19 protein-coding genes and 1 tRNA gene are annotated in these 21,015 nt (G+C 59.9%); 13 read left to right on the top strand and 7 right to left on the bottom strand.

What is annotated here, in order from left to right:
• The first annotated feature begins 99 nt into the window (after positions 1-99).
• The 6 genes from ffh to CI807_RS00075 all read left to right on the top strand — a co-directional run bounded on the left by ffh (position 100) and on the right by CI807_RS00075 (position 4,167).
• Positions 100-1,476 carry a signal recognition particle protein gene (ffh, locus tag CI807_RS00100; RefSeq protein ID WP_003193965.1) on the top strand — a complete coding sequence of 459 codons (1,377 nt, stop codon included), beginning with the start codon at positions 100-102 and terminating at the stop codon, positions 1,474-1,476.
• A gap of 250 nt (positions 1,477-1,726) precedes the next feature.
• Positions 1,727-1,978, top strand: coding sequence for a 30S ribosomal protein S16 (gene rpsP, locus CI807_RS00095; protein WP_003175899.1), 252 nt, complete (start codon positions 1,727-1,729; stop codon positions 1,976-1,978).
• A 5-nt stretch (positions 1,979-1,983) separates the two neighbouring features.
• On the top strand, positions 1,984-2,520 hold the full coding sequence (gene rimM / locus CI807_RS00090; RefSeq protein WP_033898585.1) for a ribosome maturation factor RimM: 537 nt from the start codon (positions 1,984-1,986) through the stop codon (positions 2,518-2,520).
• Positions 2,502-3,275 carry a tRNA (guanosine(37)-N1)-methyltransferase TrmD gene (trmD, locus tag CI807_RS00085; RefSeq protein ID WP_016977714.1) on the top strand — a complete coding sequence of 258 codons (774 nt, stop codon included), beginning with the start codon at positions 2,502-2,504 and terminating at the stop codon, positions 3,273-3,275. The genes rimM and trmD overlap by 19 nt, the downstream gene beginning before the upstream one ends.
• A gap of 45 nt (positions 3,276-3,320) precedes the next feature.
• Positions 3,321-3,671, top strand: coding sequence for a 50S ribosomal protein L19 (gene rplS, locus CI807_RS00080; RefSeq protein ID WP_003175895.1), 351 nt, complete (start codon positions 3,321-3,323; stop codon positions 3,669-3,671).
• 82 nt (positions 3,672-3,753) lie between these two features.
• Positions 3,754-4,167, top strand: a complete 414-nt coding sequence (locus tag CI807_RS00075) for an acyl-CoA thioesterase (protein WP_016977715.1) — start codon at positions 3,754-3,756, stop codon at positions 4,165-4,167.
• Here CI807_RS00075 and CI807_RS00070 read toward each other — a convergent pair whose 3' ends face one another.
• Positions 4,168-5,976, bottom strand: a complete 1,809-nt coding sequence (locus tag CI807_RS00070) for a sodium:proton antiporter (RefSeq protein WP_095013423.1) — start codon at positions 5,974-5,976, stop codon at positions 4,168-4,170.
• A 107-nt stretch (positions 5,977-6,083) separates the two neighbouring features.
• Here CI807_RS00070 and xerD point away from each other — a divergent pair, with 107 nt between their 5' ends.
• From xerD to thrC, 4 genes are all read left to right on the top strand, one after another.
• Positions 6,084-6,980, top strand: coding sequence for a site-specific tyrosine recombinase XerD (gene xerD / locus CI807_RS00065; protein ID WP_095013422.1), 897 nt, complete (start codon positions 6,084-6,086; stop codon positions 6,978-6,980).
• 142 nt (positions 6,981-7,122) lie between these two features.
• Positions 7,123-7,854 carry a thioredoxin fold domain-containing protein gene (locus CI807_RS00060; RefSeq protein WP_010207987.1) on the top strand — a complete coding sequence of 244 codons (732 nt, stop codon included), beginning with the start codon at positions 7,123-7,125 and terminating at the stop codon, positions 7,852-7,854.
• Between the two features lie 129 nt (positions 7,855-7,983).
• Positions 7,984-9,288 carry a homoserine dehydrogenase gene (locus tag CI807_RS00055; protein WP_010207988.1) on the top strand — a complete coding sequence of 435 codons (1,305 nt, stop codon included), beginning with the start codon at positions 7,984-7,986 and terminating at the stop codon, positions 9,286-9,288.
• A gap of 67 nt (positions 9,289-9,355) precedes the next feature.
• Positions 9,356-10,765, top strand: a complete 1,410-nt coding sequence (gene thrC / locus CI807_RS00050) for a threonine synthase (protein WP_095013421.1) — start codon at positions 9,356-9,358, stop codon at positions 10,763-10,765.
• An 80-nt stretch (positions 10,766-10,845) separates the two neighbouring features.
• Here the strand turns inward: thrC and CI807_RS00045 are convergent, their stop codons facing one another.
• On the bottom strand, positions 10,846-11,055 hold the full coding sequence (locus tag CI807_RS00045) for a hypothetical protein (RefSeq protein ID WP_033898580.1): 210 nt from the start codon (positions 11,053-11,055) through the stop codon (positions 10,846-10,848).
• A 314-nt stretch (positions 11,056-11,369) separates the two neighbouring features.
• Here CI807_RS00045 and CI807_RS00040 point away from each other — a divergent pair, with 314 nt between their 5' ends.
• On the top strand, positions 11,370-11,654 hold the full coding sequence (locus CI807_RS00040; protein WP_033898579.1) for a DUF3509 domain-containing protein: 285 nt from the start codon (positions 11,370-11,372) through the stop codon (positions 11,652-11,654).
• 170 nt (positions 11,655-11,824) lie between these two features.
• Here the strand turns inward: CI807_RS00040 and CI807_RS00035 are convergent, their stop codons facing one another.
• Both CI807_RS00035 and CI807_RS00030 read right to left on the bottom strand, forming a co-directional pair.
• The gene (locus CI807_RS00035; RefSeq protein ID WP_095013420.1) at positions 11,825-12,691 is read right to left on the bottom strand and encodes a TIGR02285 family protein; all 867 of its coding nucleotides are present in this window, start codon (positions 12,689-12,691) and stop codon (positions 11,825-11,827) included.
• Positions 12,691-13,890 (bottom strand): CaiB/BaiF CoA-transferase family protein, encoded by a 1,200-nt coding sequence (locus tag CI807_RS00030; protein ID WP_095013419.1) that lies wholly within the window; start codon positions 13,888-13,890, stop codon positions 12,691-12,693. Before CI807_RS00030 ends, CI807_RS00035 begins: the two co-directional genes overlap by 1 nt.
• Positions 13,891-14,026: 136 nt before the next feature.
• Here CI807_RS00030 and CI807_RS00025 point away from each other — a divergent pair, with 136 nt between their 5' ends.
• Together CI807_RS00025 and recJ are read left to right on the top strand one after the other, a co-directional pair.
• A complete protein-coding gene (locus tag CI807_RS00025) occupies positions 14,027-14,569 on the top strand; it encodes a YaeQ family protein (protein WP_095013418.1) in 543 nt (180 codons plus the stop codon).
• Positions 14,570-14,701: 132 nt separating this feature from the next.
• Positions 14,702-16,411 carry a single-stranded-DNA-specific exonuclease RecJ gene (gene recJ / locus CI807_RS00020; RefSeq protein WP_095013417.1) on the top strand — a complete coding sequence of 570 codons (1,710 nt, stop codon included), beginning with the start codon at positions 14,702-14,704 and terminating at the stop codon, positions 16,409-16,411.
• Between the two features lie 123 nt (positions 16,412-16,534).
• Here recJ and CI807_RS00015 read toward each other — a convergent pair whose 3' ends face one another.
• The 3 genes from CI807_RS00015 to CI807_RS00005 form a co-directional block, all read right to left on the bottom strand.
• The gene (locus tag CI807_RS00015; RefSeq protein WP_095013416.1) at positions 16,535-17,815 is read right to left on the bottom strand and encodes a virulence factor family protein; all 1,281 of its coding nucleotides are present in this window, start codon (positions 17,813-17,815) and stop codon (positions 16,535-16,537) included.
• A complete protein-coding gene (gene mprF / locus CI807_RS00010; protein WP_095013415.1) occupies positions 17,815-20,457 on the bottom strand; it encodes a bifunctional lysylphosphatidylglycerol flippase/synthetase MprF in 2,643 nt (880 codons plus the stop codon). The genes CI807_RS00015 and mprF overlap by 1 nt, the downstream gene beginning before the upstream one ends.
• Before the next feature lie 279 nt (positions 20,458-20,736).
• A tRNA-Met gene (locus tag CI807_RS00005) sits at positions 20,737-20,813 on the bottom strand.
• Positions 20,814-21,015: the final 202 nt, after the last annotated feature.

Here is a 21,015-nt window from a genome sequence, read left to right as displayed (position 1 = left end):
CGCCGAGCGCTGTTTTTAATAGCGATTTACCACAGCCTGGGCCGTCATTACCTCGGTCTACCACTGCATTTCGATGAGTAGGGCCTGAAAGGATCGCGCATGTTTGAAAATCTGACTGACCGTCTCTCGCAGACGCTGCGCCATGTCACCGGCAAGGCCAAGCTGACCGAGGACAATATTAAAGACACCCTGCGTGAAGTGCGCATGGCATTGCTGGAAGCCGACGTCGCCTTGCCGGTGGTGAAGGACTTCGTCAACTCGGTCAAAGAGCGCGCGGTGGGCACCGAAGTGTCCCGCAGCCTGACCCCGGGCCAGGCGTTTGTGAAGATCGTCCAGGCCGAACTCGAAAGCCTGATGGGCGCGGCCAACGAAGATTTGAACCTCAGCGCCGTGCCACCGGCCGTCGTGCTGATGGCCGGTCTGCAAGGTGCGGGTAAAACCACCACCGCCGGTAAGCTGGCGCGCTTCCTTAAAGAGCGCAAGAAGAAGTCCGTGATGGTGGTGTCGGCTGACGTGTACCGTCCGGCGGCCATCAAGCAGTTGGAAATGCTCGCGGGCGAAGTGGGCGTGACCTTCTTCCCGTCCGATCTGAGCCAGAAGCCGGTCGACATCGCCAACGCGGCTATTAAAGAAGCCAAGCTGAAATTCATCGACGTGGTCATCGTCGATACCGCCGGTCGCCTGCACATCGACGAAGAGATGATGGGCGAGATCAAGGCGCTGCATGCCGCGATCAACCCGGTCGAGACGCTGTTCGTGGTCGACGCCATGACCGGCCAGGATGCGGCCAATACCGCCAAGGCCTTTGGTGACGCACTGCCGCTGACCGGCGTGATCCTCACCAAGGTCGACGGTGACGCCCGTGGCGGTGCCGCGCTGTCGGTACGTGCCATCACCGGCAAGCCGATCAAGTTCATCGGTATGGGCGAGAAGAGCGAAGCGCTCGAGCCGTTCCACCCGGAGCGTATCGCCTCGCGCATCCTCGGCATGGGCGACGTGCTCAGCCTGATCGAGCAGGCCGAAGCCACGCTCGACAAGGACAAGGCCGACAAACTGGCCAAAAAGCTGAAGAAGGGCAAGGGCTTCGACCTCGAGGACTTCCGCGACCAGTTGCAACAGATGAAGAACATGGGCGGCCTCGGCGGCCTGATGGACAAGCTGCCGAACATCGGCGGCGTGAACCTGGCGCAGATGGGCAATGCCCAGGGCGCGGCAGAGAAGCAGTTCAAGCAGATGGAAGCCATCATCAACTCCATGACCCCGGCCGAGCGCCGCGACCCTGAGCTGATCAGCGGTTCGCGCAAACGTCGGATCGCCATGGGCTCCGGCACTCAGGTGCAGGACATCGGTCGCTTGATCAAGCAGCACAAGCAGATGCAGAAGATGATGAAGAAATTCTCCGCAAAAGGCGGAATGGCCAAGATGATGCGCGGCATGGGCGGTATGTTGCCCGGCGGCGGCATGCCGAAAATGTAAAGTATTCGAGCAAAAGCCCGCTTTTGCTCCGACCCACACGGACGTGGGATCTCCAGCAAACCCGCCGTTGGCGGGCGCTGACTCGCCGTTTTAAACGACGGCTCTATAGCAGATCTGAGTGGCACGCTGATAGGCGCCAGAAAAAGACATTTGCAAAAGTCCGGATATTCCTTAGAATATGCGGCCTTTCGGGCACCTATGCCCGCTGTGCATTTAGATTTGCAGCACCGACTACAGGAACGATGTTCACATGCTAACAATCCGTCTTGCCCTTGGCGGCTCCAAAAAGCGCCCGTTTTACCACTTGACCGTAACCGACAGCCGCAACCCGCGTGACGGTTCGCACAAGGAACAGGTTGGTTTCTTCAACCCTGTTGCTCGTGGTCAAGAAGTTCGTCTGTCCGTGAACCAGGAGCGCGTAGCCTACTGGCTGAGCGTGGGTGCACAGCCATCCGAGCGCGTTGCAAAACTGTTGAAGGACTCGGCTAAGGCCGCAGCCTGAGCAATATGAACGCGACGCCAGCTGTTGCTGATGATTTGATCGTTATCGGCAAGATTTACTCTGTTCATGGCGTTCGCGGCGAAGTGAAGGTGTATTCCTTTACTGATCCGACTGAAAACCTGTTGCAGTACAAGACCTGGACGCTCAAGCGCGAAGGGAGTGTGAAGCAGGTTGAGCTGGTCAGTGGACGCGGGAGCGATAAGTTCCTGGTCGCAAAGCTCAAGGGTCTTGATGACCGTGAAGAAGCTCGTCTTCTGGCCGGTTATGAGATCTGCGTGCCGCGAGACCTGTTCCCTGAATTGACCGACGGCGAGTACTACTGGTACCAGCTGGAAGGTCTGAAGGTTATTGATCAACTCGGGCAATTGTTCGGGAAAATCGATCATCTTCTGGAAACCGGCGCCAATGATGTAATGGTGGTCAAGCCTTGCGCTGGCAGCCTGGATGATCGCGAACGCCTGTTGCCCTATACGGCGCAATGCGTGTTGGCCGTCGACCTGGTCGCGGGCGAGATGAAGGTGGAATGGGACGCGGACTTCTAAGCGTGGCTAATTTGCGCATTGAAGTGATCAGTTTGTTTCCCGAGATGTTTTCCGCCATCAGCGAGTACGGCATCACCAGTCGGGCGGTGAAACAGGGGCTGTTGCAGCTCACCTGTTGGAACCCGCGAGACTACACGACGGATCGACATCACACTGTAGACGATCGCCCATTTGGCGGTGGTCCGGGCATGGTGATGAAGATCAAGCCCCTGGAAGACGCGTTGGTTCAGGCCAAGGCCGCCGCCGGGGAGAAGGCGAAGGTAATTTACCTGTCCCCTCAAGGCCGTCAGCTGAAACAGGCTGGGGTCCGCGAACTGGCGAATGAGGAAGCACTGATCCTGATTGCCGGTCGCTATGAAGGCATTGACGAGCGTTTTATTGAAGCTCATGTCGATGAAGAGTGGTCGATTGGGGACTATGTCCTGTCTGGCGGCGAGCTGCCGGCGATGGTCCTGATAGATGCGGTTACACGACTGCTGCCTGGAGCTTTAGGGCATGCGGACTCCGCGGAGGAAGATTCCTTCACGGATGGTTTGCTGGATTGCCCGCACTACACCCGACCGGAGGTGTATGCGGATCAGCGTGTTCCCGACGTATTGCTAAGTGGCAATCACGCACACATCCGGCGTTGGCGTTTACAGCAGTCCCTTGGTCGGACCTATGAACGACGCGCCGATCTTCTGGAAAGCCGCTCGCTTTCTGGAGAAGAGAAGAAGCTGCTCGAGGAATACATCCTCGCGCGGGACGATAGTTAACAACGTATCGATGGTAGGTCCATTGACTTACCTTAGGAGCACAGCATGACTAACAAAATCATCCTTGCACTCGAAGCAGAGCAGATGACCAAAGAGATCCCTACCTTTGCCCCGGGCGACACCATTGTCGTTCAGGTGAAAGTGAAGGAAGGCGACCGTTCGCGTCTGCAAGCGTTCGAAGGCGTGGTAATCGCCAAGCGTAACCGTGGTGTGAACAGTGCTTTCACTGTTCGTAAAATCTCCAACGGTGTTGGCGTAGAGCGTACTTTCCAGACCTACAGCCCGCAAATCGACAGCATGGCCGTCAAGCGTCGCGGTGACGTACGTAAAGCCAAGCTGTACTACCTGCGTGACCTGTCCGGTAAAGCAGCTCGCATCAAGGAAAAACTGGCTTAAGTCCAGCTTCCCGATGCAGAAAAAAGCAGCCTACGGGCTGCTTTTTTGTGCCTGAAATTTGTCCATTTGCCGGTATCTGTCCATGACCACCCGCCTCGAAGAAATCCAGCGCCGCACCGACCTGTCCGTGACCCACGTGACCAAGGCCGTGTTCCCGCCGACCACTAACCACCACAACACCTTGTTTGGCGGCACCGCCTTGGCGTGGATGGATGAAGTGTCGTTCATCACGGCCACCCGTTTCTGCCGCCTGCCGCTGGTGACGGTCTCCACCGACCGCATCGACTTCAACCACGCGATCCCGGCCGGCTCCATCGTTGAGCTGATCGGCCGCGTGATCAAGGTCGGCAACACCAGCCTCAAGGTTGAAGTGGAAGTGTTCGTCGAAAGCATGAGCGCCGACGGCCGCGAGAAGGCGATCCAGGGCGTGTTCAGCTTTGTCGCGATTGACGCCGACAAACGCCCGGTGCCGGTATTGCCTGGGTTTGCTGACTGATCAGCCGGCTGTGCTGTTTTCGGGTTGGATCACTGCAACCAAGGTCCAACCCGCGACAGGTTTCAAGTTGATGTCCGGGGTGACCACGTGTACCCAACCGCTGGTATCCCGCGCAAACAGTAACGTCGCGCGCTCTCGATGGAGCGCTTGGTACTGCTCCCAGCCGAAGCCTTCTGTGAGATGCGTGCTATACAGCTCGGCGCCCTGGCCCAACAGGCTGGCTAGCTTGGTGTAGGTCAAGGGTTGACTGCCCAGCAACTGGCCACGGTGTTCATGGCTGGCTCGGTGTTTATCGGTGCGGCGGCTCTCCTGGCTGCTGCTCAGGGTGAACAGGCGGTGGCCGAAGTCGTGACGAAAACGCATCGCGGCCAGGGTATTCAGTTCGCCGGACGGGGAGAGCGCCAGCAAATGCCCTAGCCCAACCAGGTCCAGGTGCGATTCGGCATGCTGGGAGGCCGGGTTACCGAAATAGGTGGGAAGCCCTTCCATCCGACTGGCGCGGATATTTTCCCAGCTTGAGTCCGTCAGCAGCACGCGGCTGCCAAGTTGCTGCAAGGCCTTGCCGAGGATGCGTGCCGGGCTGTTCGCACCGACGATCAGGAAGCCGCTGGGGGCGGGCTCAGCAACTTTCAGCAGGCGGGCCAAGGGGCGTGCGGTCGCACTTTGCAGCACCACGGTGCCGATGATCACCGCAAAGGTCAGTGGCACCAACAGCAGCGCACCGGCGTGCCCGGCTTCATCCAGGCGAATCGCAAAGATTGCCGACACCGCGGCCGCCACAATCCCGCGCGGGGCGATCCATGCCAGCAGCGCGCGCTCCCGCCAATTCAGTTTCGAGCCGACGGTCGACAGCGCGACGTTCAGAGGGCGGGCGATGAATTGAATGATCAGCAACAGGATCAGTACGAACGGTCCCAGCGCAATCAAGGCGTTCAAGTCCAGGCGTGCTGCCAGCAGGATAAACAGGCCGGAAATCAGCAGCACGCTGAGGTTCTCCTTGAAGTGCAGAATGTGCCGCACATCCACGCCCTTCATGTTGGCCATCCACATGCCCATCAGGGTCACCGCCAGCAAGCCGGATTCATGCATGACTTCGTTGGAGGCGATAAATACCCCCAGCACCCCGGCCAACGTCGCCAGGTTGTGCAGGTATTCCGGCAACCACTGCCGCCGCATGATCTGCCCCAATACCCAGCCGCCAGCTACCCCGAACAGGCTGCCGCAGACGATCACCCCGCCGAAGGTCAGCAGGCTATGGCTCAAGCCATCGCCGGAAGCTCGGCTGATAATGAAGCTGTACACCACGACGGCCAGCAGGGCGCCGATAGGGTCAATGACAATGCCTTCCCAGCGCAGGATGTTGGCGATGGAGGCCTTGGGGCGCACCACGCGCAGCATGGGAACGATGACAGTCGGGCCTGTGACCAAGGTCAGCGTACCGAACAGCAGTGCGAGCATCCAATCGAAACCCAGCAGCCAGTGAGTCGCCAAGGTGATCACCGCCCAGGTCGACAGCGCGCCAAGCGTGACCAGGCGATGCACCACACTGCCGATTTCCTTCCATTCCGACAGGTGCAGGGTCAGGCTGCCTTCAAACAGAATCAGCGCCACCGCCAGCGACACCAGCGGCATCAGCAGCGGGCCGAACATTTCCTGTGGGTCGAGCCAGCCCAGTACCGGTCCTGCCAGAATCCCGCTCAGTAACAGGAACAGAATGGCCGGCAGTTTCAGGCGCCAGGCCAGCCATTGGCAGCCGAGTGCGGCCACGCCAATGCCGCCAAAGGCCAGCAAAATCTGTTGTTCGTTCATTAAAGCTTCCTGTTCCTTGAAGTAGCGGGCTATGAAAGACTAGTGACCCTAATCACAGTTCACTAATTAATTGCCGCAAAGCCCCGTGCCGCGTCGCTTGAGTGCCCATGCCTGCCATTGACCACCTGCTTATCGACCATTTTCTCGACGCCCTCTGGCTGGAAAAAGGCCTGTCGGACAATACGCGCCAGGCCTACCGCAGTGACCTGGCCCTGTTCAACGGTTGGCTGCAGGAGAAAAACCTCGAGCTGATCAATGCTGGGCGCGAGCTGATTCTCGACCACCTGGCCTGGCGCCTTGAGCAAAACTACAAGCCACGTTCCACGGCGAGATTTCTCTCCGGAGTGCGTGGCTTTTATCGCTATCTGTTGCGTGAAAAGTTGATAGCGGTGGATCCGACTCTACAAGTCGACATGCCGCAATTAGGTAGGCCTCTTCCTAAGTCTCTGTCAGAAACTGACGTGGAGGCCTTGCTGGCCGCCCCCGACCTCAGCGAAGCCATCGGTCAACGCGACCGCGCCATGCTGGAGGTTCTATACGCCTGTGGCCTGCGGGTGACCGAGTTGATCAGCCTGACCCTGGAGCAAGTCAACCTGCGCCAGGGCGTGCTGCGGGTAATGGGTAAGGGCAGCAAGGAAAGGCTGGTGCCCATGGGCGAGGAGGCGATTGTGTGGGTCGAGCGCTATATGCGTGATGCTCGCAGTGAGCTGCTTGGTGGGCGGCCCAGCGACGTGCTGTTCCCCAGCCTGCGCGGCGAGCAGATGACGCGGCAGACCTTCTGGCATCGCATCAAGCACCAGGCCAAGGTCGCGGGTATCGGCAAGACCTTGTCACCCCACACGTTGCGCCATGCATTTGCCACGCATTTGCTCAACCACGGTGCGGATTTGCGCGTCGTACAAATGCTGCTTGGCCACAGCGACTTATCCACAACCCAGATCTACACCCATGTTGCCCGTGCACGTTTGCAGGATATGCACGCCAAGCACCACCCGCGAGGCTGAAAACCGCCAATTTATCCCGTCACGGGCTGCCCTGCGGCCCAACTGTGGTAGGCTTTGCCGGTTAGCAAAGGGGACGGCCCATACCCGAGTTTCCACATCGGTGCTACTGCTCCCGTCCCTGCATCTGCCTTCAGGAGTTCCCATGCGCTTGACCCAGATTATTGCCGCCGCAGCCATTGCGTTGGTTTCCACCTTTGCGTTTGCCGATGACGCTGCCGAGCAGACCATCCGCAAGAGCCTGGCCAACCTGCAACTCGATACCCCGATCGAAAGCATCAGCGCCAGCCCGATGGCCGGCCTGTATGAAGTCAAGCTCAAGGGCAGCCGCGTGCTGTACGCCAGTGCCGACGGCCAGTACATCGTCCAGGGTTATCTGTTCCAATTGAAGGACGGCAAGCCGGTGAACCTCACCGAGAAAGCCGAGCGCCTGGGCGTGTCCAAGCTGATCAACGGTATTCCGGTAGCAGAAACCGTGGTTTACCCGGCCATCGGCGAGACCAAGACCCACATCACCGTGTTCACCGACACTACCTGCCCGTATTGCCACAAGCTGCACGCCGAAGTGCCTGCGCTGAACAAGCTGGGTGTGGAAGTGCGCTACGTCGCGTTCCCGCGCCAGGGCCTGGGTTCGCCGGGTGACGAGCAGTTGCAAGCCGTGTGGTGCTCGGCCGACAAGAAAGCCGCCATGGACAAGATGGTCGATGGCAAGGAAATCAAAGCGGCCAAATGTGCCAACCCGGTTTCCAAGCAGTTCGCCCTCGGTCAATCTATCGGCGTGAACGGTACACCGGCCATCGTTTTGGCTGACGGCCAAGTAATTCCGGGCTACCAGCCGGCACCACAAGTTGCCAAACTGGCGCTCAGTGCCAAATAAATCAGTATCGTCGAAACGTCGACGATCAAGGCTTGCTGACACGTCGGCGAGTCGTTAATTACAAGCCGCAGTCGTGCGGCTGTTTTCCACGGCCGACCTAGCGTCGGCCGTTTCATGGGGAGTTCTTCAGTGAAACCGGTCAAAGTAGGCATCTGTGGGTTAGGGACCGTCGGTGGCGGCACCTTTAACGTACTTCAGCGTAACGCTGAGGAAATTTCCCGCCGTGCAGGTCGCGGGATTGAAGTGGCGCAAATTGCCACGCGTTCGCCAAAGCCCCAGTTCGAAACGACCGGTATTGCGATTACCAACGATGTCTTCGCCGTTGCCACCAACCCTGAAATCGATATCGTCATCGAGCTGGTCGGCGGCTACACCGTGGCCCGTGAGCTGGTGCTCAAGGCCATCGAGAACGGCAAGCACGTGGTCACCGCCAACAAGGCGCTGATCGCCGTGCACGGCAACGAGATCTTCGCCAAGGCGCGCGAGAAGGGCGTGATCGTCGCATTCGAAGCCGCCGTGGCTGGTGGTATCCCGGTAATCAAGGCGATCCGTGAAGGCCTGTCCGCCAACCGCATCAACTGGGTGGCCGGTATCATCAACGGCACCGGTAACTTCATCCTCACCGAAATGCGCGAGAAGGGCCGTACCTTCGAAGACGTGCTGGCCGAAGCCCAGGCCCTGGGTTACGCCGAAGCCGACCCGACCTTCGACGTGGAAGGTATCGACGCTGCCCACAAGCTGACCATCCTGGCGTCCATCGCCTTTGGTATCCCGCTGCAGTTCGACAAGGCCTACACCGAAGGCATCACCAAGCTGACCACCGCCGATGTGAACTACGCCGAAGCCCTGGGCTACCGCATCAAGCACCTGGGCGTCGCGCGTAGCACACCTGCGGGCATCGAACTGCGTGTGCACCCGACGCTGATCCCGGCCGACCGCCTGATCGCCAACGTCAATGGCGTGATGAACGCCGTGATGGTCAACGGTGATGCGGCCGGTTCGACCCTGTTCTACGGCGCCGGCGCCGGCATGGAGCCGACCGCTTCGTCGGTGATCGCCGACCTGGTGGATGTGGTCCGCGCCATGACCAGCGACCCGGAAAACCGTGTGCCGCACCTGGCCTTCCAGCCGGATTCGCTGTCGGCCCACCCGATCCTGCCGATCGAAGCCTGCGAAAGCGCCTACTACCTGCGCATCCAGGCCCAGGACCATCCGGGCGTGTTGGCCCAGGTTGCGAGCATCTTGTCGGAGCGCGGTATCAACATCGAATCGATCATGCAGAAGGAAGTCGAGGAGCAAAACGGCCAGGTGCCGATGATCCTGCTGACTCACCGCGTGCTCGAACAGCACATCAATGATGCCATCGCTGCCCTGGAAGCCCTGCAAGGCGTGGTCGGCCCGGTGGTACGGATCCGCGTCGAACACCTGAACTAATGGTTTTGCTGCAAGGGCCCCGCAGGTTCGGCGGCCCTTGTTCAAGAATGCTCTAGAGGAGCCAGTCATGCGTTATATCAGTACCCGCGGCCAGGCACCGGCCCTGAATTTCGAAGACGTCCTGCTGGCAGGCCTTGCCACTGACGGCGGCCTGTACGTACCGGAAAACCTGCCACGTTTCACCCAGGAGGAAATCGCTTCCTGGGCCGGCCTGCCGTACCACGAGCTGGCGTTTCGCGTGATGCGCCCGTTCGTCACCGGCAGTATTCCGGATGCGGATTTCAAGAAGATTCTGGAAGAGACATATGGCGTGTTTTCCCACAACGCCATCGCCCCTCTGCGCCAGTTGAATGGCAACGAATGGGTACTGGAGCTGTTCCACGGCCCGACCCTGGCGTTCAAGGATTTCGCCCTGCAACTGCTGGGTCGCCTGCTCGACTACGTGCTGCAAAAGCGCGGCGAGCGCGTGGTGATCATCGGCGCCACCTCCGGTGATACCGGCTCGGCGGCCATCGAAGGCTGCAAGCACTGCGAAAACGTCGACATCTTCATCCTGCACCCGCACCAGCGCGTGTCGGAAGTGCAGCGTCGCCAGATGACTACCATCTTTGGTGAGAACATCCACAACATCGCCATCGAAGGCAACTTCGATGACTGCCAGGAAATGGTCAAGAACAGTTTCGCTGACCAGAGCTTCCTGAAGGGCACGCGCCTGGTGGCCGTGAACTCGATCAACTGGGCGCGGATCATGGCCCAGATCGTTTACTACTTCCACGCGTCCCTGCAGTTGGGCGGCCCGGCGCGTTCGGTATCGTTCTCGGTGCCGACCGGCAACTTCGGCGATATCTTCGCCGGTTACCTGGCGCGCAACATGGGCCTGCCGATCAACCAGTTGATCGTCGCCACCAACCGCAACGACATCCTGCACCGCTTCATGAGCGGCAACCAGTACGTCAAGGAAACCCTGCACGCCACGCTGTCGCCGTCGATGGACATCATGGTCTCGTCAAACTTCGAGCGCCTGCTGTTCGACATGCACGGTCGCAACGGCGCAGCGATTGCCGGTTTGATGGACACCTTCAAGAGCGGTGGCGGTTTCAGCGTGGACGAAGAGCGCTGGACCGAAACCCGCAAGCTGTTCGATTCCCTGGCGGTGGACGACGCGCAGACGTGCGAAACCATCGCTGAAGTCTACGCCCAGACCGGCGAGCTGCTGGACCCGCACACCGCAATCGGTGTGAAGGCCGCCCGCGAGTGCCGTCGCAGCCTGGACATCCCGATGGTGATCCTGGGCACCGCCCACCCGGTCAAATTCCCGGAAGCGGTGGAGAAGGCGGGTGTGGGCAAGGCGCTGGAATTGCCAGTGCACCTGACCGATTTGTTTGAGCGTGAAGAGCGTTGCACTGTGCTGGCCAATGACTTGAAGGCTGTGCAGGCATTTGTCAGCCAGCATGGCAATAGGGGCAAGCCGTTGTAAGGCGCCCCACGCAAACAAAAACGCCGCTTTCCCTTCCTTGGGTCAGCGGCGTTTTTTTGTATCTGGCAGGCCCGGTTGGCTCAAACCACTAATGTGATTATTTTTTGTACGATGGCTAATACCGTGCCGAAAACCGTGAACATGGCCATGACCACAGCCAACGGGTACCAGAAGTTCTCACGGGTTATCTTGTGAGCTTCGGCATTGAGTTTGCGTTGCTCGGCATAGATGCGTGAAATGTCAGCGTGAATCTTCTCTAGCGCAGCCTGTTCTCTGTTGTGTTCCAACATCGTCTTCATCCTTCGCAATAAGGGCCTTTTGACATGCGCTTTTATCTGCGTAGCAGCATTACCAGCGCTCACCGAGTATAGGATTCACTTCGGGTCTCAGCCCTCGGCCAACCCCAAAACAGCCGCCCATTGCGTAAGCAGTTATATGCCGCCGTTTTTTCCCTGTCATGTTGCAAGCGCATGCTGGAATCCGTCACCCCCTGACGGCCCCATAAAGACGATAAAGCGAACTTTCCTACGTCACAAACAGTCACTTAGGATAGATGCAGCTCCCGTTGAAACGATTGTTCCCGAACTATTGAGTGGTGATCGAGATGGAAAGTATCAGCCTATTGCTCGAAGAAGCACTGAGCCCTTATCAGGTTACGCTGACCACCTCTGGTGTGCAGGACGAGTGCCTGGTAACCGTGAAGAATCCTGCTGGCGCCATCGTGGTCGAACGTGAAGTCGACCGCGCCCAATTGATGGACAAGCGCGTGCTGGTGGATGTGGTGGATTGCCTGCTGCGTGACATCAAAATCGCCGAAGGGCGTTTGGAGCCTTCGGTCATCGCAGCCTTGCGCAACGCAGCCCAGACCCGCAGCGCCACCGCCGCATGAAGAATTGTTTAACTGTGGAAACTTCCTACAACGTGGCCGGTCAGATTTCGTAACAGCAAGAGCAAACATTGTGCTCCGGTGTTTGTGCCTTGTTGTACTGGTCTTTGTAGGCCACGTTTAACCCCGAAGTGTCTCCCCACGCTTCGGGGTTTCTTTTTGCCCGTGATTTGTCAGGGCTCCGGCGAGTCCCGGAAAAAGTTTGGGTTATCCCGCAGATACTGTTCACGCATGACCGGGTCCAGCCATGAGGCATACGACTGCTGCACCTGTTCCAGGGGGAGATCGTGCAGTGCCTGATTGATCCGCTCGATAGCCAGGTGCCCTTGGGGCGTGTCCGAGCAACCGATATGGATGCGCTGATACGGCGCCGAATCTTTGATGGGGTAGAAGACCAGATCGTCCGAGGCGATGCCCTGTTGCATCGCGTGATAACGGATTTCCGGCCAATAACCCAGCACCGCCTCCAATCTACCCAGACGTTGCATCTGCAACAGGCTACCCAGCGCGTCATTGCCGTAATGCAGTGCGAGCTTGTGCGCATCGGCATGTTTGAGCCGTTCATCGATGACAGGTCCGTAACTGCGCTCTGCCACGGCACCCACCCTTGCCCTATGAGCATCGAGGAACGCCTGCAGGTCAAACTGGCCTTCTCTGATGTAGGCTGCCATGCCTTCCTGCTGGTCGCGCCGGATCGTGATGCCATTGCTGGCGACCACAAACGCCTGGCTGGAAAATACGACGTACTTGGCCCGCTCGGCCGTCCATAGCAATGACGGATCACAGGTGAACGTGGGCTCACGCAGCATTTGCATGCCCCGTGCGCGATTGACGTGCAGCACCTGGTGCCGGTACTCCGGCAGGTGTTCGATGAGGATCGGCAGTAACTGGTCCAGTGCACCCTGACCTTTGCGTGGGCCTTCGAAAATGGTCAGGGGAGGCAAGTCACGGAGTAGCCAGACCAGCGTGTCTTCAGCGTTGGCGGTCGAGCCCCAGGCGAGCATGACGCTGAGGCAAAGCTGAGCAAGCCTGCGAACCATCAGATCGCGCCTTCCTCACGTAAACGCACAATGGCGGCAGCGTCGTAACCCAGTCCGCCCAGCACCACGCTGTTATGTTCACCCAGTTGCGGTCCGACCCATTCGCAGCTGCCCGGCGTGTCCGACAACTTGGGCACGATACCCGGCATCTTGAAGTCCTTGCCGTCGGGAAGCTGGGCCTTGAGAAACATCTCTCTGGCCAGGAATTGCGGGTCGCCAAGCATGTCTTCGGCACTGTAGATACGGCTGGCGGGCACTTCGGCCTTATTCAGGATATCTACCACCTGATCCAGCGGCAGCGAGTTCACCCAGCGATCAATCACCCCATACAGCTCATCACGGCGGCTATCGCGACCATCATTGCTGGCGAGTGCAGGATCGTTGGCCAGGTCCTCGCGGCCGATGGCGGACATGAAGCGCTTGAAGATCGCATCGCCGTTGGCGCCAATCTGCACATGCTTGCCATCGGCGCTGGTGTGGATCGAGGAGGGCGTGATACCGGGCATGATGTTGCCGGTGCGTTCGCGAATAAAGCCGAACACGTCGAACTCCGGAATCATGCTCTCCATCATGGCGAAGATCGCTTCGTACAGCGCCACATCCACCACCTGGCCCAGGCCGCCGTTGACTTCGCGGTGACGCAGCGCCATTAGCGCGCCGATCACTGCCCACAGCGCGGCAATCGAGTCGCCGATGGAAATACCGGTGCGGACCGGCGGGCGGTCTTCAAAACCGGTGATGTAGCGCAAGCCGCCCATGGATTCGCCCACGGCGCCAAACCCCGGCTGGTCTTTCATCGGCCCGGTCTGGCCAAAGCCGGAGAGACGTACCATCACCAGCTTGGGATTGAGGGCGTGCAGGGTTTCCCAGCTCAGGCCGAGTTTTTCCAGCACGCCGGGGCGGAAATTCTCGATCAGGATGTCGGCGTCGGCCAACAGTTGCTTGAGGATGGACAGGCCGTCGGGGTGCTTGAGGTTCAGTGTCAGCGACTGCTTGTTACGCGCCTGCACGAACCACCACAGCGATGTGCCCTCGTACAACTTGCGCCATTTGCGCAGCGGGTCGCCGCCGTCGGGAGACTCGACCTTGATCACGTCGGCGCCGAACTCCGCACAGATACGGGAGGCAAACGGGCCGGCGATCAGGGTGCCGAGTTCGATGACTTTCAGTCCGGCAAGCGGTTTGGCGTTGAACGACATGAGGTTCCTTGTCTGCGCAGGGCATTGGTTTGATGCCTTTTAACATAGGCGAGTAGCCCTGGGCAGCGCAGGATTCGTTGAATAGCCTCGCCATCGGTTAGACTGGCCGCCTTTCCCTGTCTCTAGAAGCCCGTTCATGGCCCAGCCGTCCACGACCTACAAATTCGAACTCAACCTCACCGACCTCGATCGCTCGGTGTACGAGAGCGTTAAACAGACCATCGCCCGCCACCCATCGGAAACCGAAGAGCGCATGACCGTGCGCCTGCTGGCCTACGCCCTCTGGTACAACGAGCAGTTGTCGTTCGGGCGCGGCCTGTCAGATGTAGACGAACCAGCCCTGTGGGAAAAAAGCCTGGATGATCGGGTTTTGCACTGGATCGAAGTCGGCCAGCCCGATGCCGACCGCCTCACCTGGTGCTCGCGTCGTACCGAACGCACCAGCCTGTTGGCCTACGGCAGCTTGCGCGTGTGGGAGGGCAAGGTGGTGCCGGTGGCGAATAACCTGAAAAACGTACACATCGCCGCCGTGCCCCAGGATGTCCTGGAGACCCTGGCCAAGGACATGCCCCGCGTCATCAAGTGGGACGTGATGATCAGCGAAGGCACGATGTTCGTCACCGACGACCGTGGCCAACATGAAGTGCAACTGCAATGGCTGGTCGGCGAACGCGGTTGAACCTGTAGGAGCGAGCTCGCTCGCGAAGAACCTGAGGGCGCCGCGTTCATCGAGGCAATCCGTGTCATCGTTAATGATTTTCGCGAGCAAGCTCGCTCCTACCGTTTATTGAAGAGAATTCACCTGCTTCCCATGCGTATCGATCCTCGCCCGTTACCTGCTGTCCTGCCGTTTCTCGGTGAACTGCCACCGCTCTTGACTCGTCTCTACGCCGCGCGCGGGGTGCAGTCCGAGGCCGAGCTGGATAAAAGCCTGGCGCGGTTGATTCCCTACCAGCAGCTCAAGGGTATCGACGCGGCGGTGGACTTGCTGGTGACCGCCCTGGAGCAGCGCCAGCGCATCCTCATCGTAGGTGACTTTGACGCCGATGGCGCCACCGCCAGCACCGTGGGCACCCTGGGCCTGCGTTTGCTCGGTGCGGCCCATGTCGATTACCTGGTGCCCAACCGTTTCGAGTACGGCTACGGCCTGACCCCGGAAATCGTTGCAGTCGCCCTGCAGCGCGAGCCGCAGTTGCTGATCACCGTGGACAACGGCATTTCCAGCGTCGAAGGCGTGGCGGCGGCGAAAGCTGCGGGGTTGCAGGTGTTGGTGACGGACCACCACTTGCCTGGTGATGAGTTGCCGGCGGCAGATGCCATCGTCAATCCGAACCAGCCCGGCTGTGAGTTCCCGAGCAAGGCGCTGGCTGGCGTGGGTGTGATCTTTTATGTGCTGATGGCCCTGCGCGCACGCCTGCGCAGCTTGGGCTGGTACGACAACAAGCCGCAACCCAACATCGGTGAATTACTCGACCTCGTTGCCCTGGGCAGCGTCGCCGACGTAGTGCCCCTGGACGCCAACAACCGCATCCTGGTGCATCAGGGCCTGGAGCGTATCCGCGCTGGCCGTGCGCGGCCGGGGATCAAGGCGATTCTGGAAGTGGCCAAGCGCGACGCTTCGCGTATCACCTCCACCGATTTGGGATTTATCCTTGGGCCACGCCTGAACGCTGCGGGTCGCCTGGATGACATGAGCCTGGGCATCGAATGCCTGCTCACCACCGACGTTGCCGCCGCGCGGGAAATGGCCGCGCAACTGGACGGCATGAACCAGGATCGCAAATCCATCGAGCAAGGCATGCAGCGCGAGGCGCTGGCCCAGCTCAAGGACTTGCCGGTGGAGTCGATGCCCTATGGCTTGTGCCTGTTCGACCCGGAATGGCACCAGGGTGTGATCGGGATTCTCGCGTCGCGTATGAAAGAACGTTACTTCCGCCCGACCATCGCCTTCGCTGACGCCGGTGATGGCCTGCTCAAGGGCTCTGGGCGCTCTGTGCAGGGTTTTCATATCCGTGATGCGCTGGCAGTGGTTGCGAGCCAGCATCCCAACCTGATCGCCAAATACGGCGGTCACGCCATGGCGGCGGGGCTGACGTTGCCCGAAGAAAATTTCCCACTGTTTGCCGAAGCCTTTGATGCTGAAGTGCGTCGGCAACTGCGTGAAGAAGATTTGACGGGACGCTTGTTGTCTGACGGCACCCTGGCGGTGGAAGAGTTTCACTTGGAACTGGCCCGCGCGTTGCGACATGCCGGGCCGTGGGGGCAGCACTTTCCCGAGCCGGTCTTTCACGGCGTATTCCAGTTGGTGGAGCAGCGCGTGGTGGGTGAGCGGCACCTGAAGGTGGTGCTCAAGACTGAATGCGGGTCAGTGAAACTCGATGGCATTGCCTTCGGAGTGGACCGTGAGGTCTGGCCGAACCCGACCGTGCGTTGGGTGGAGTTGGCGTACAAGCTGGATGTGAACGAGTTTCGTGGGAATGAGACGGTGCAACTGATGATTGCCCACATCGAACCGCGCTAGGCTCGATCAACACCGTGCGCTAGTAGGAGCGAGCTTGCTCGCGAAAAACCTCAGGGCAACGCGTTCATCCAGGATGCCCGCGTTATCGTTGACGTTCTTCGCGAGCAAGCTCGCTCCTACAGGTTATTCGGTTTTGGCTTGGTGTTTGACGATGATATCCACCAACCGCTTGGCCAGCGCCGGGTAGTTCTCATCGAAGTGATGCCCACCTGGCAACTTCAACGCTTCACCCACGGCTGTCTTGTCCGTGCAGCCGCTCTCGTCGACCTCTTCCGCTCCGTAGATGCACACCACTTTCTCAGGTGGCAGCTTGGCCATTTCCGGCCCGGTGGCGGCTTCTTTACCGGCGTTGCCCAACCAGCCTTCCACTTCAATTTCGAAGCTGCCGGTGCGCGCAAACGCCAGCAGGATGATTGCATCCACACGCTGCTGCTCGTTTTCCGGCATACGGTTGTAGATCGCTGGCAGTACGTCTGCGCCGAACGAATAACCGGTCAATACGAAGCGCTTGGTGCCCCATTTCTGACGGTAGTGCTGCATCAGTTCGGTGAGGTCCTTGGCGCTTTGTTCCGGGGTCTTGTGCTGCCAGTAATAACGCAGAGTATCGATACCCACCACCGGGTAGCCGATCTTGGCCATTTCGCCGGCCACGTCGCGGTCCAGGTCGCGCCAGCCGCCGTCACCGGAAAGGAACAGGGTGACGGTATCTTTGGCTTGGCCGGCCGGCACTTCAACCACCGGAATCGCCAGGCCGCCGTTGTCCGAACCTACCAGTTGCTTGCGCAACTCGTTGTTCAGCACTTGCGGGTAGTGAATATCGTAGTCGCTGATACTGGTGGTGGCGCGCGGGGTGTCACGTACGAAACTGGCGCTTTCATCGTCAGGGTTGTCGTTCCAGGCCACCAGCCAATTGCCGTGTGCGGCTGTCTTTGGCAGTGGATCCTTGCAGCCTTCCTGCACCAAGGCGAAGCCGACGGAGATGGCGTTGGCCTTGTCGTCGTTCTGGGTGGCCAGCCAGCGCCAGGCGAGGGCGGCGCCAGGGCCGATGCCGCTGACCAGCGTCGCCGGGCCCTTGAGCTGGCCCAGGGCGTTTTGCAGCGCTTGTTCCTGCAGCTTGCAGTCGTCCTTGGGCAGGATCACCTGGACAATCTGCGCCTTGCCGCCTTGGCTCAAGGCGACCAGTTGGCTGTCGGTCAGGATTTCATCGGGCATTACGGCCACGGCCACACGGGCTTTCGGCGTTCCGTACGGGGTTACCCGGGTCATCACCGAGCCATCGGCCTGGGGCAGTTGCTCCAGGGTCGGCTGCGGGGCAGGGCGGTTCCAGTACCAATAGCCGCCACCCAGGACCAGGGCGAGCAGCACTACAAAGGCCAATACATACCGCCAGGAGCGTCGAATCATCAGCGTTTCACCAATCCAGTCAAGCCGCCCGCGATCAGGGCGGCGGTATCGGCCAGTGCCACCAGCGGATCAAGTCCTGCGGGCACGGCCATGTAACGGGGTTCCCAGTCAGGCTGGAACTTGTCTTTGAAGCGGCGCAAACCTTGGAAGTTATACAGTTGCTCGCCACGACGGAACACCATCGAACCCAGGCGTTGGGTCAGCGGGGCGCCGCGTCGTGGTTGCAGGCCCGACAACGGCACCATGCCGAGGCTGAAGCGGGCGTAGCCGTGACTCTTATAGTGTTGAATCAGGCCGACCATCATGAACTCCATGGTCAGCTTGGGCGCTTCCGGGTGGGCGCGCATCAGATCGAGGCTGGCCAGGTCGTGGTTGAAGGTCTCGAGCAGGTTGGCGAAGGCCACCGGGCGCCCTTCGAAGCGAATGATCGCAATGCGAAAGTGCTTGAGGTAGTCGTCGCTGAAACGTCCCAGGGAAAAGCCTTTTTCCCGTACGTTCTTGCCGGTCAGCCAGGCATCGGAGATTACCTTGAGCTCGTCCATCGGCGCGGTGCCCGGTTCGCAGATCTCCAGGGACAGGCCGTCCCGCGAGCCGCGGTTCCAGGTGTAGCGCAGGTCCTTCATCTCTTTGCCCTTGGCTTCCAGGTCAAAGCGTTTCAGGTCGACGCGGGCTTCTTCGCCCAGCTTGATGGCGGTGAGGCCGATGTCCATGTAGTACGGCAGGTTCTCGGCGCGGACCTGGTAGAACACCGGGCGCGCATGGTGAATGTCGCACAGGTCACGGAACTGCCAGATCATCTCGGCCCGTGGCTGGGTCGGGCCAATCGGGTCGTACAAGGCTACCAGGCTGCGGCCGCGACGGGCGTACATGAGGAACGCTTCATCATTGGGGTGGAACAGCAGCGCTTTATCGCCGGTAAGCGCCAGGCCTCCGTCGGGCTGGGACGAGGCCATCAGGATCTTGCTGGCGCGCTCCAGTTCGTCCGGCGTCGGCAAGTGGATCACCGGGCGCGCGGTGCGCAGCAGCCAGGTCAGCGACACAACCACCAGCACCACAGCGGCACCCAACAGCGAACGCAGGCCGCGTGGGGCGTTGGCGTCCAGGGTGAACTGCCACCACAGCTGATGGCTGTACGGCACGTCTTGATAGGCGAACAGCAGCAACCACATCGAAGCACCCAGCACGCAGACACTGGCCACCAGGTACAGCGGCGAGAAGGGCAGTTCGGTGAGGCGGCTGGCACGGTAGAAAGAGCGGCGGAAGATCGCCAGCAGGATCGCGGTCATGGTCATCAGGCTGGCTTCTTCCCAGTCGAAACCCTTGAGCAGCGAAAGCAGGGCACCGACCAACAGCAGCACCATGGTCAGCATCCAGGCCGCCGACAAGCGTCGGCGCAGGCCCTGGGCCAACAACAGGCACAGCACGCCGATCAGGCTGGCGCCAAAGTGCGACGCGTCAATCAGGCGGTGGGGAATCAGGAAGCCGATGTTTTCCAGGCGTGAGTCGATTTCGGGCGTGGCGCCAGAGAACAGCAGGACCACGCCGGACAAAAAAACCAGTACGGCCAGCACTGGCGCGGCCAGCCCCGAGGCAACCCGCAGGCTTTGCTGGGTCTGGAACAGGCGCTGTGCTTCGTTGACCAGCAGGAACACGCAGGCGATCAGCAGCGGCAACACCACGTAGATCATGCGATACAGCAGCAGGGCGGCGGCCAATGGCGCGGCCCCCAGTTTGTCGGCGAAGGCCGCCAGCAGGATCGCTTCGAATACGCCCACACCGCCCGGCACATGGCTGAGCACGCCGGCGGCGAGGGCCAGCAGGTACACCAGCAGGAAGGGACCGAACGGCGGCGCTTCCGGCAGCAGCATATAAAGGACAGTGGCGGCAGCGGCCACGTCCAGCGCGGTAATGATCAGTTGCAGGAAGGTCAGGCGGCGACCTGGCAGGCGCAGGGTGCGACGACCGGCTTTTACCAGCAGGTTATCCGGGTAGGGTTGTTCCGGCAGGCGACGGCGATAAATGCCGATGCACAACACCGCCGACAACAACAGCACCGCGCCAGCAATACCGCCCAGCACAGCCTGTGGCAAATGCAGGTAGGTCGATGCGGCGGGCAGGTTGCTCAGTGTCGCCAATGCAGCCAGTGGCGGCAGTGCGGTGCCGAGCGCCAGGCTGGCGAACACCGTCATATGGGCGACTTCCGAAGCCCCGATGCCATGGCGTGCATATAAACGGTAACGCACCGAACCACCGGAGAGCATCGACAGGCCAATCGCATTACCGATGGCGAAGGCGGTAAAGCCACCGAGGGCCAGGGTTTTGGCGGGCAGGTTCACGCCCGCGTAGCGCGCGCCGGAAAATTCATAGCCCAATAGAATGACGAAACCGGCGACGGCCGCCGCAAACGCACCCAGCAAGGCGGGCTTGGGCACTTCCAGGATCGAATCGTGGAGGGCGTAGAGGTCCAGTTCCAACAGCAGGTGGCGGCAGGCGATCAGGGCGATGGCGAACAACAATAGAGTGACGGCCAGCCCGATGGGTTGCCGGTACTTGCTCACCAGATCCAGCCAACGCAAACGGGTGGGTGTGATCGGTTGTTCTGCTGTGACAGTGTCTTGTGGTTCAGACGAGTTGGCGCGCATCAATCACCTCGTGGATTGTGCGCGACAGGATGGAGGTATCCAGCCAAGTTACCAATCCCTATGGACAAAATAATTACAAATATTAACGCGTATCACCGGGTGCGGCGACTGCGGCCATTGGTCGTAGAGGGCAGCGCTTGAGCATTGAGCATAGCTTGCAATGAGATGGACTCTACAAACCGCGAGCGGTTTCATGAAAGATGCCATGCCATTGTTTCAGAAGAACTTTTTCACCGGATACAAAAAAGGCCACTCTTTCGAGTAGCCTTTTTTGATGTTTGGTTGCGGGAGCCGGATTTGAACCGACGACCTTCGGGTTATGAGCCCGACGAGCTACCAGACTGCTCCATCCCGCGTCTGTGGGCGGCATTCTACAGCCCAGCGGCGGGGTGTCAACCGTTAATGGGCTGATGGGTCAAATAAGTGTGAATTTGTCGTTACACGTTGACCAAGGACGGTAAGTGCGCGACGAGTAAAGATTTTTTTGTCTTACAATTTTCGTACAGGAAGGAAAAACGAGCAGACACAAAAAAGGCCACTCTTTCGAGTAGCCTTTTT

Source organism: Pseudomonas sp. NS1(2017), from assembly GCF_002269425.1.
GTDB classification, from domain to species: domain Bacteria; phylum Pseudomonadota; class Gammaproteobacteria; order Pseudomonadales; family Pseudomonadaceae; genus Aquipseudomonas; species Aquipseudomonas reactans.
Note: the sequence above shows the minus strand (reverse complement) of the source record. Positions and strands in the feature narration are given on the sequence as shown.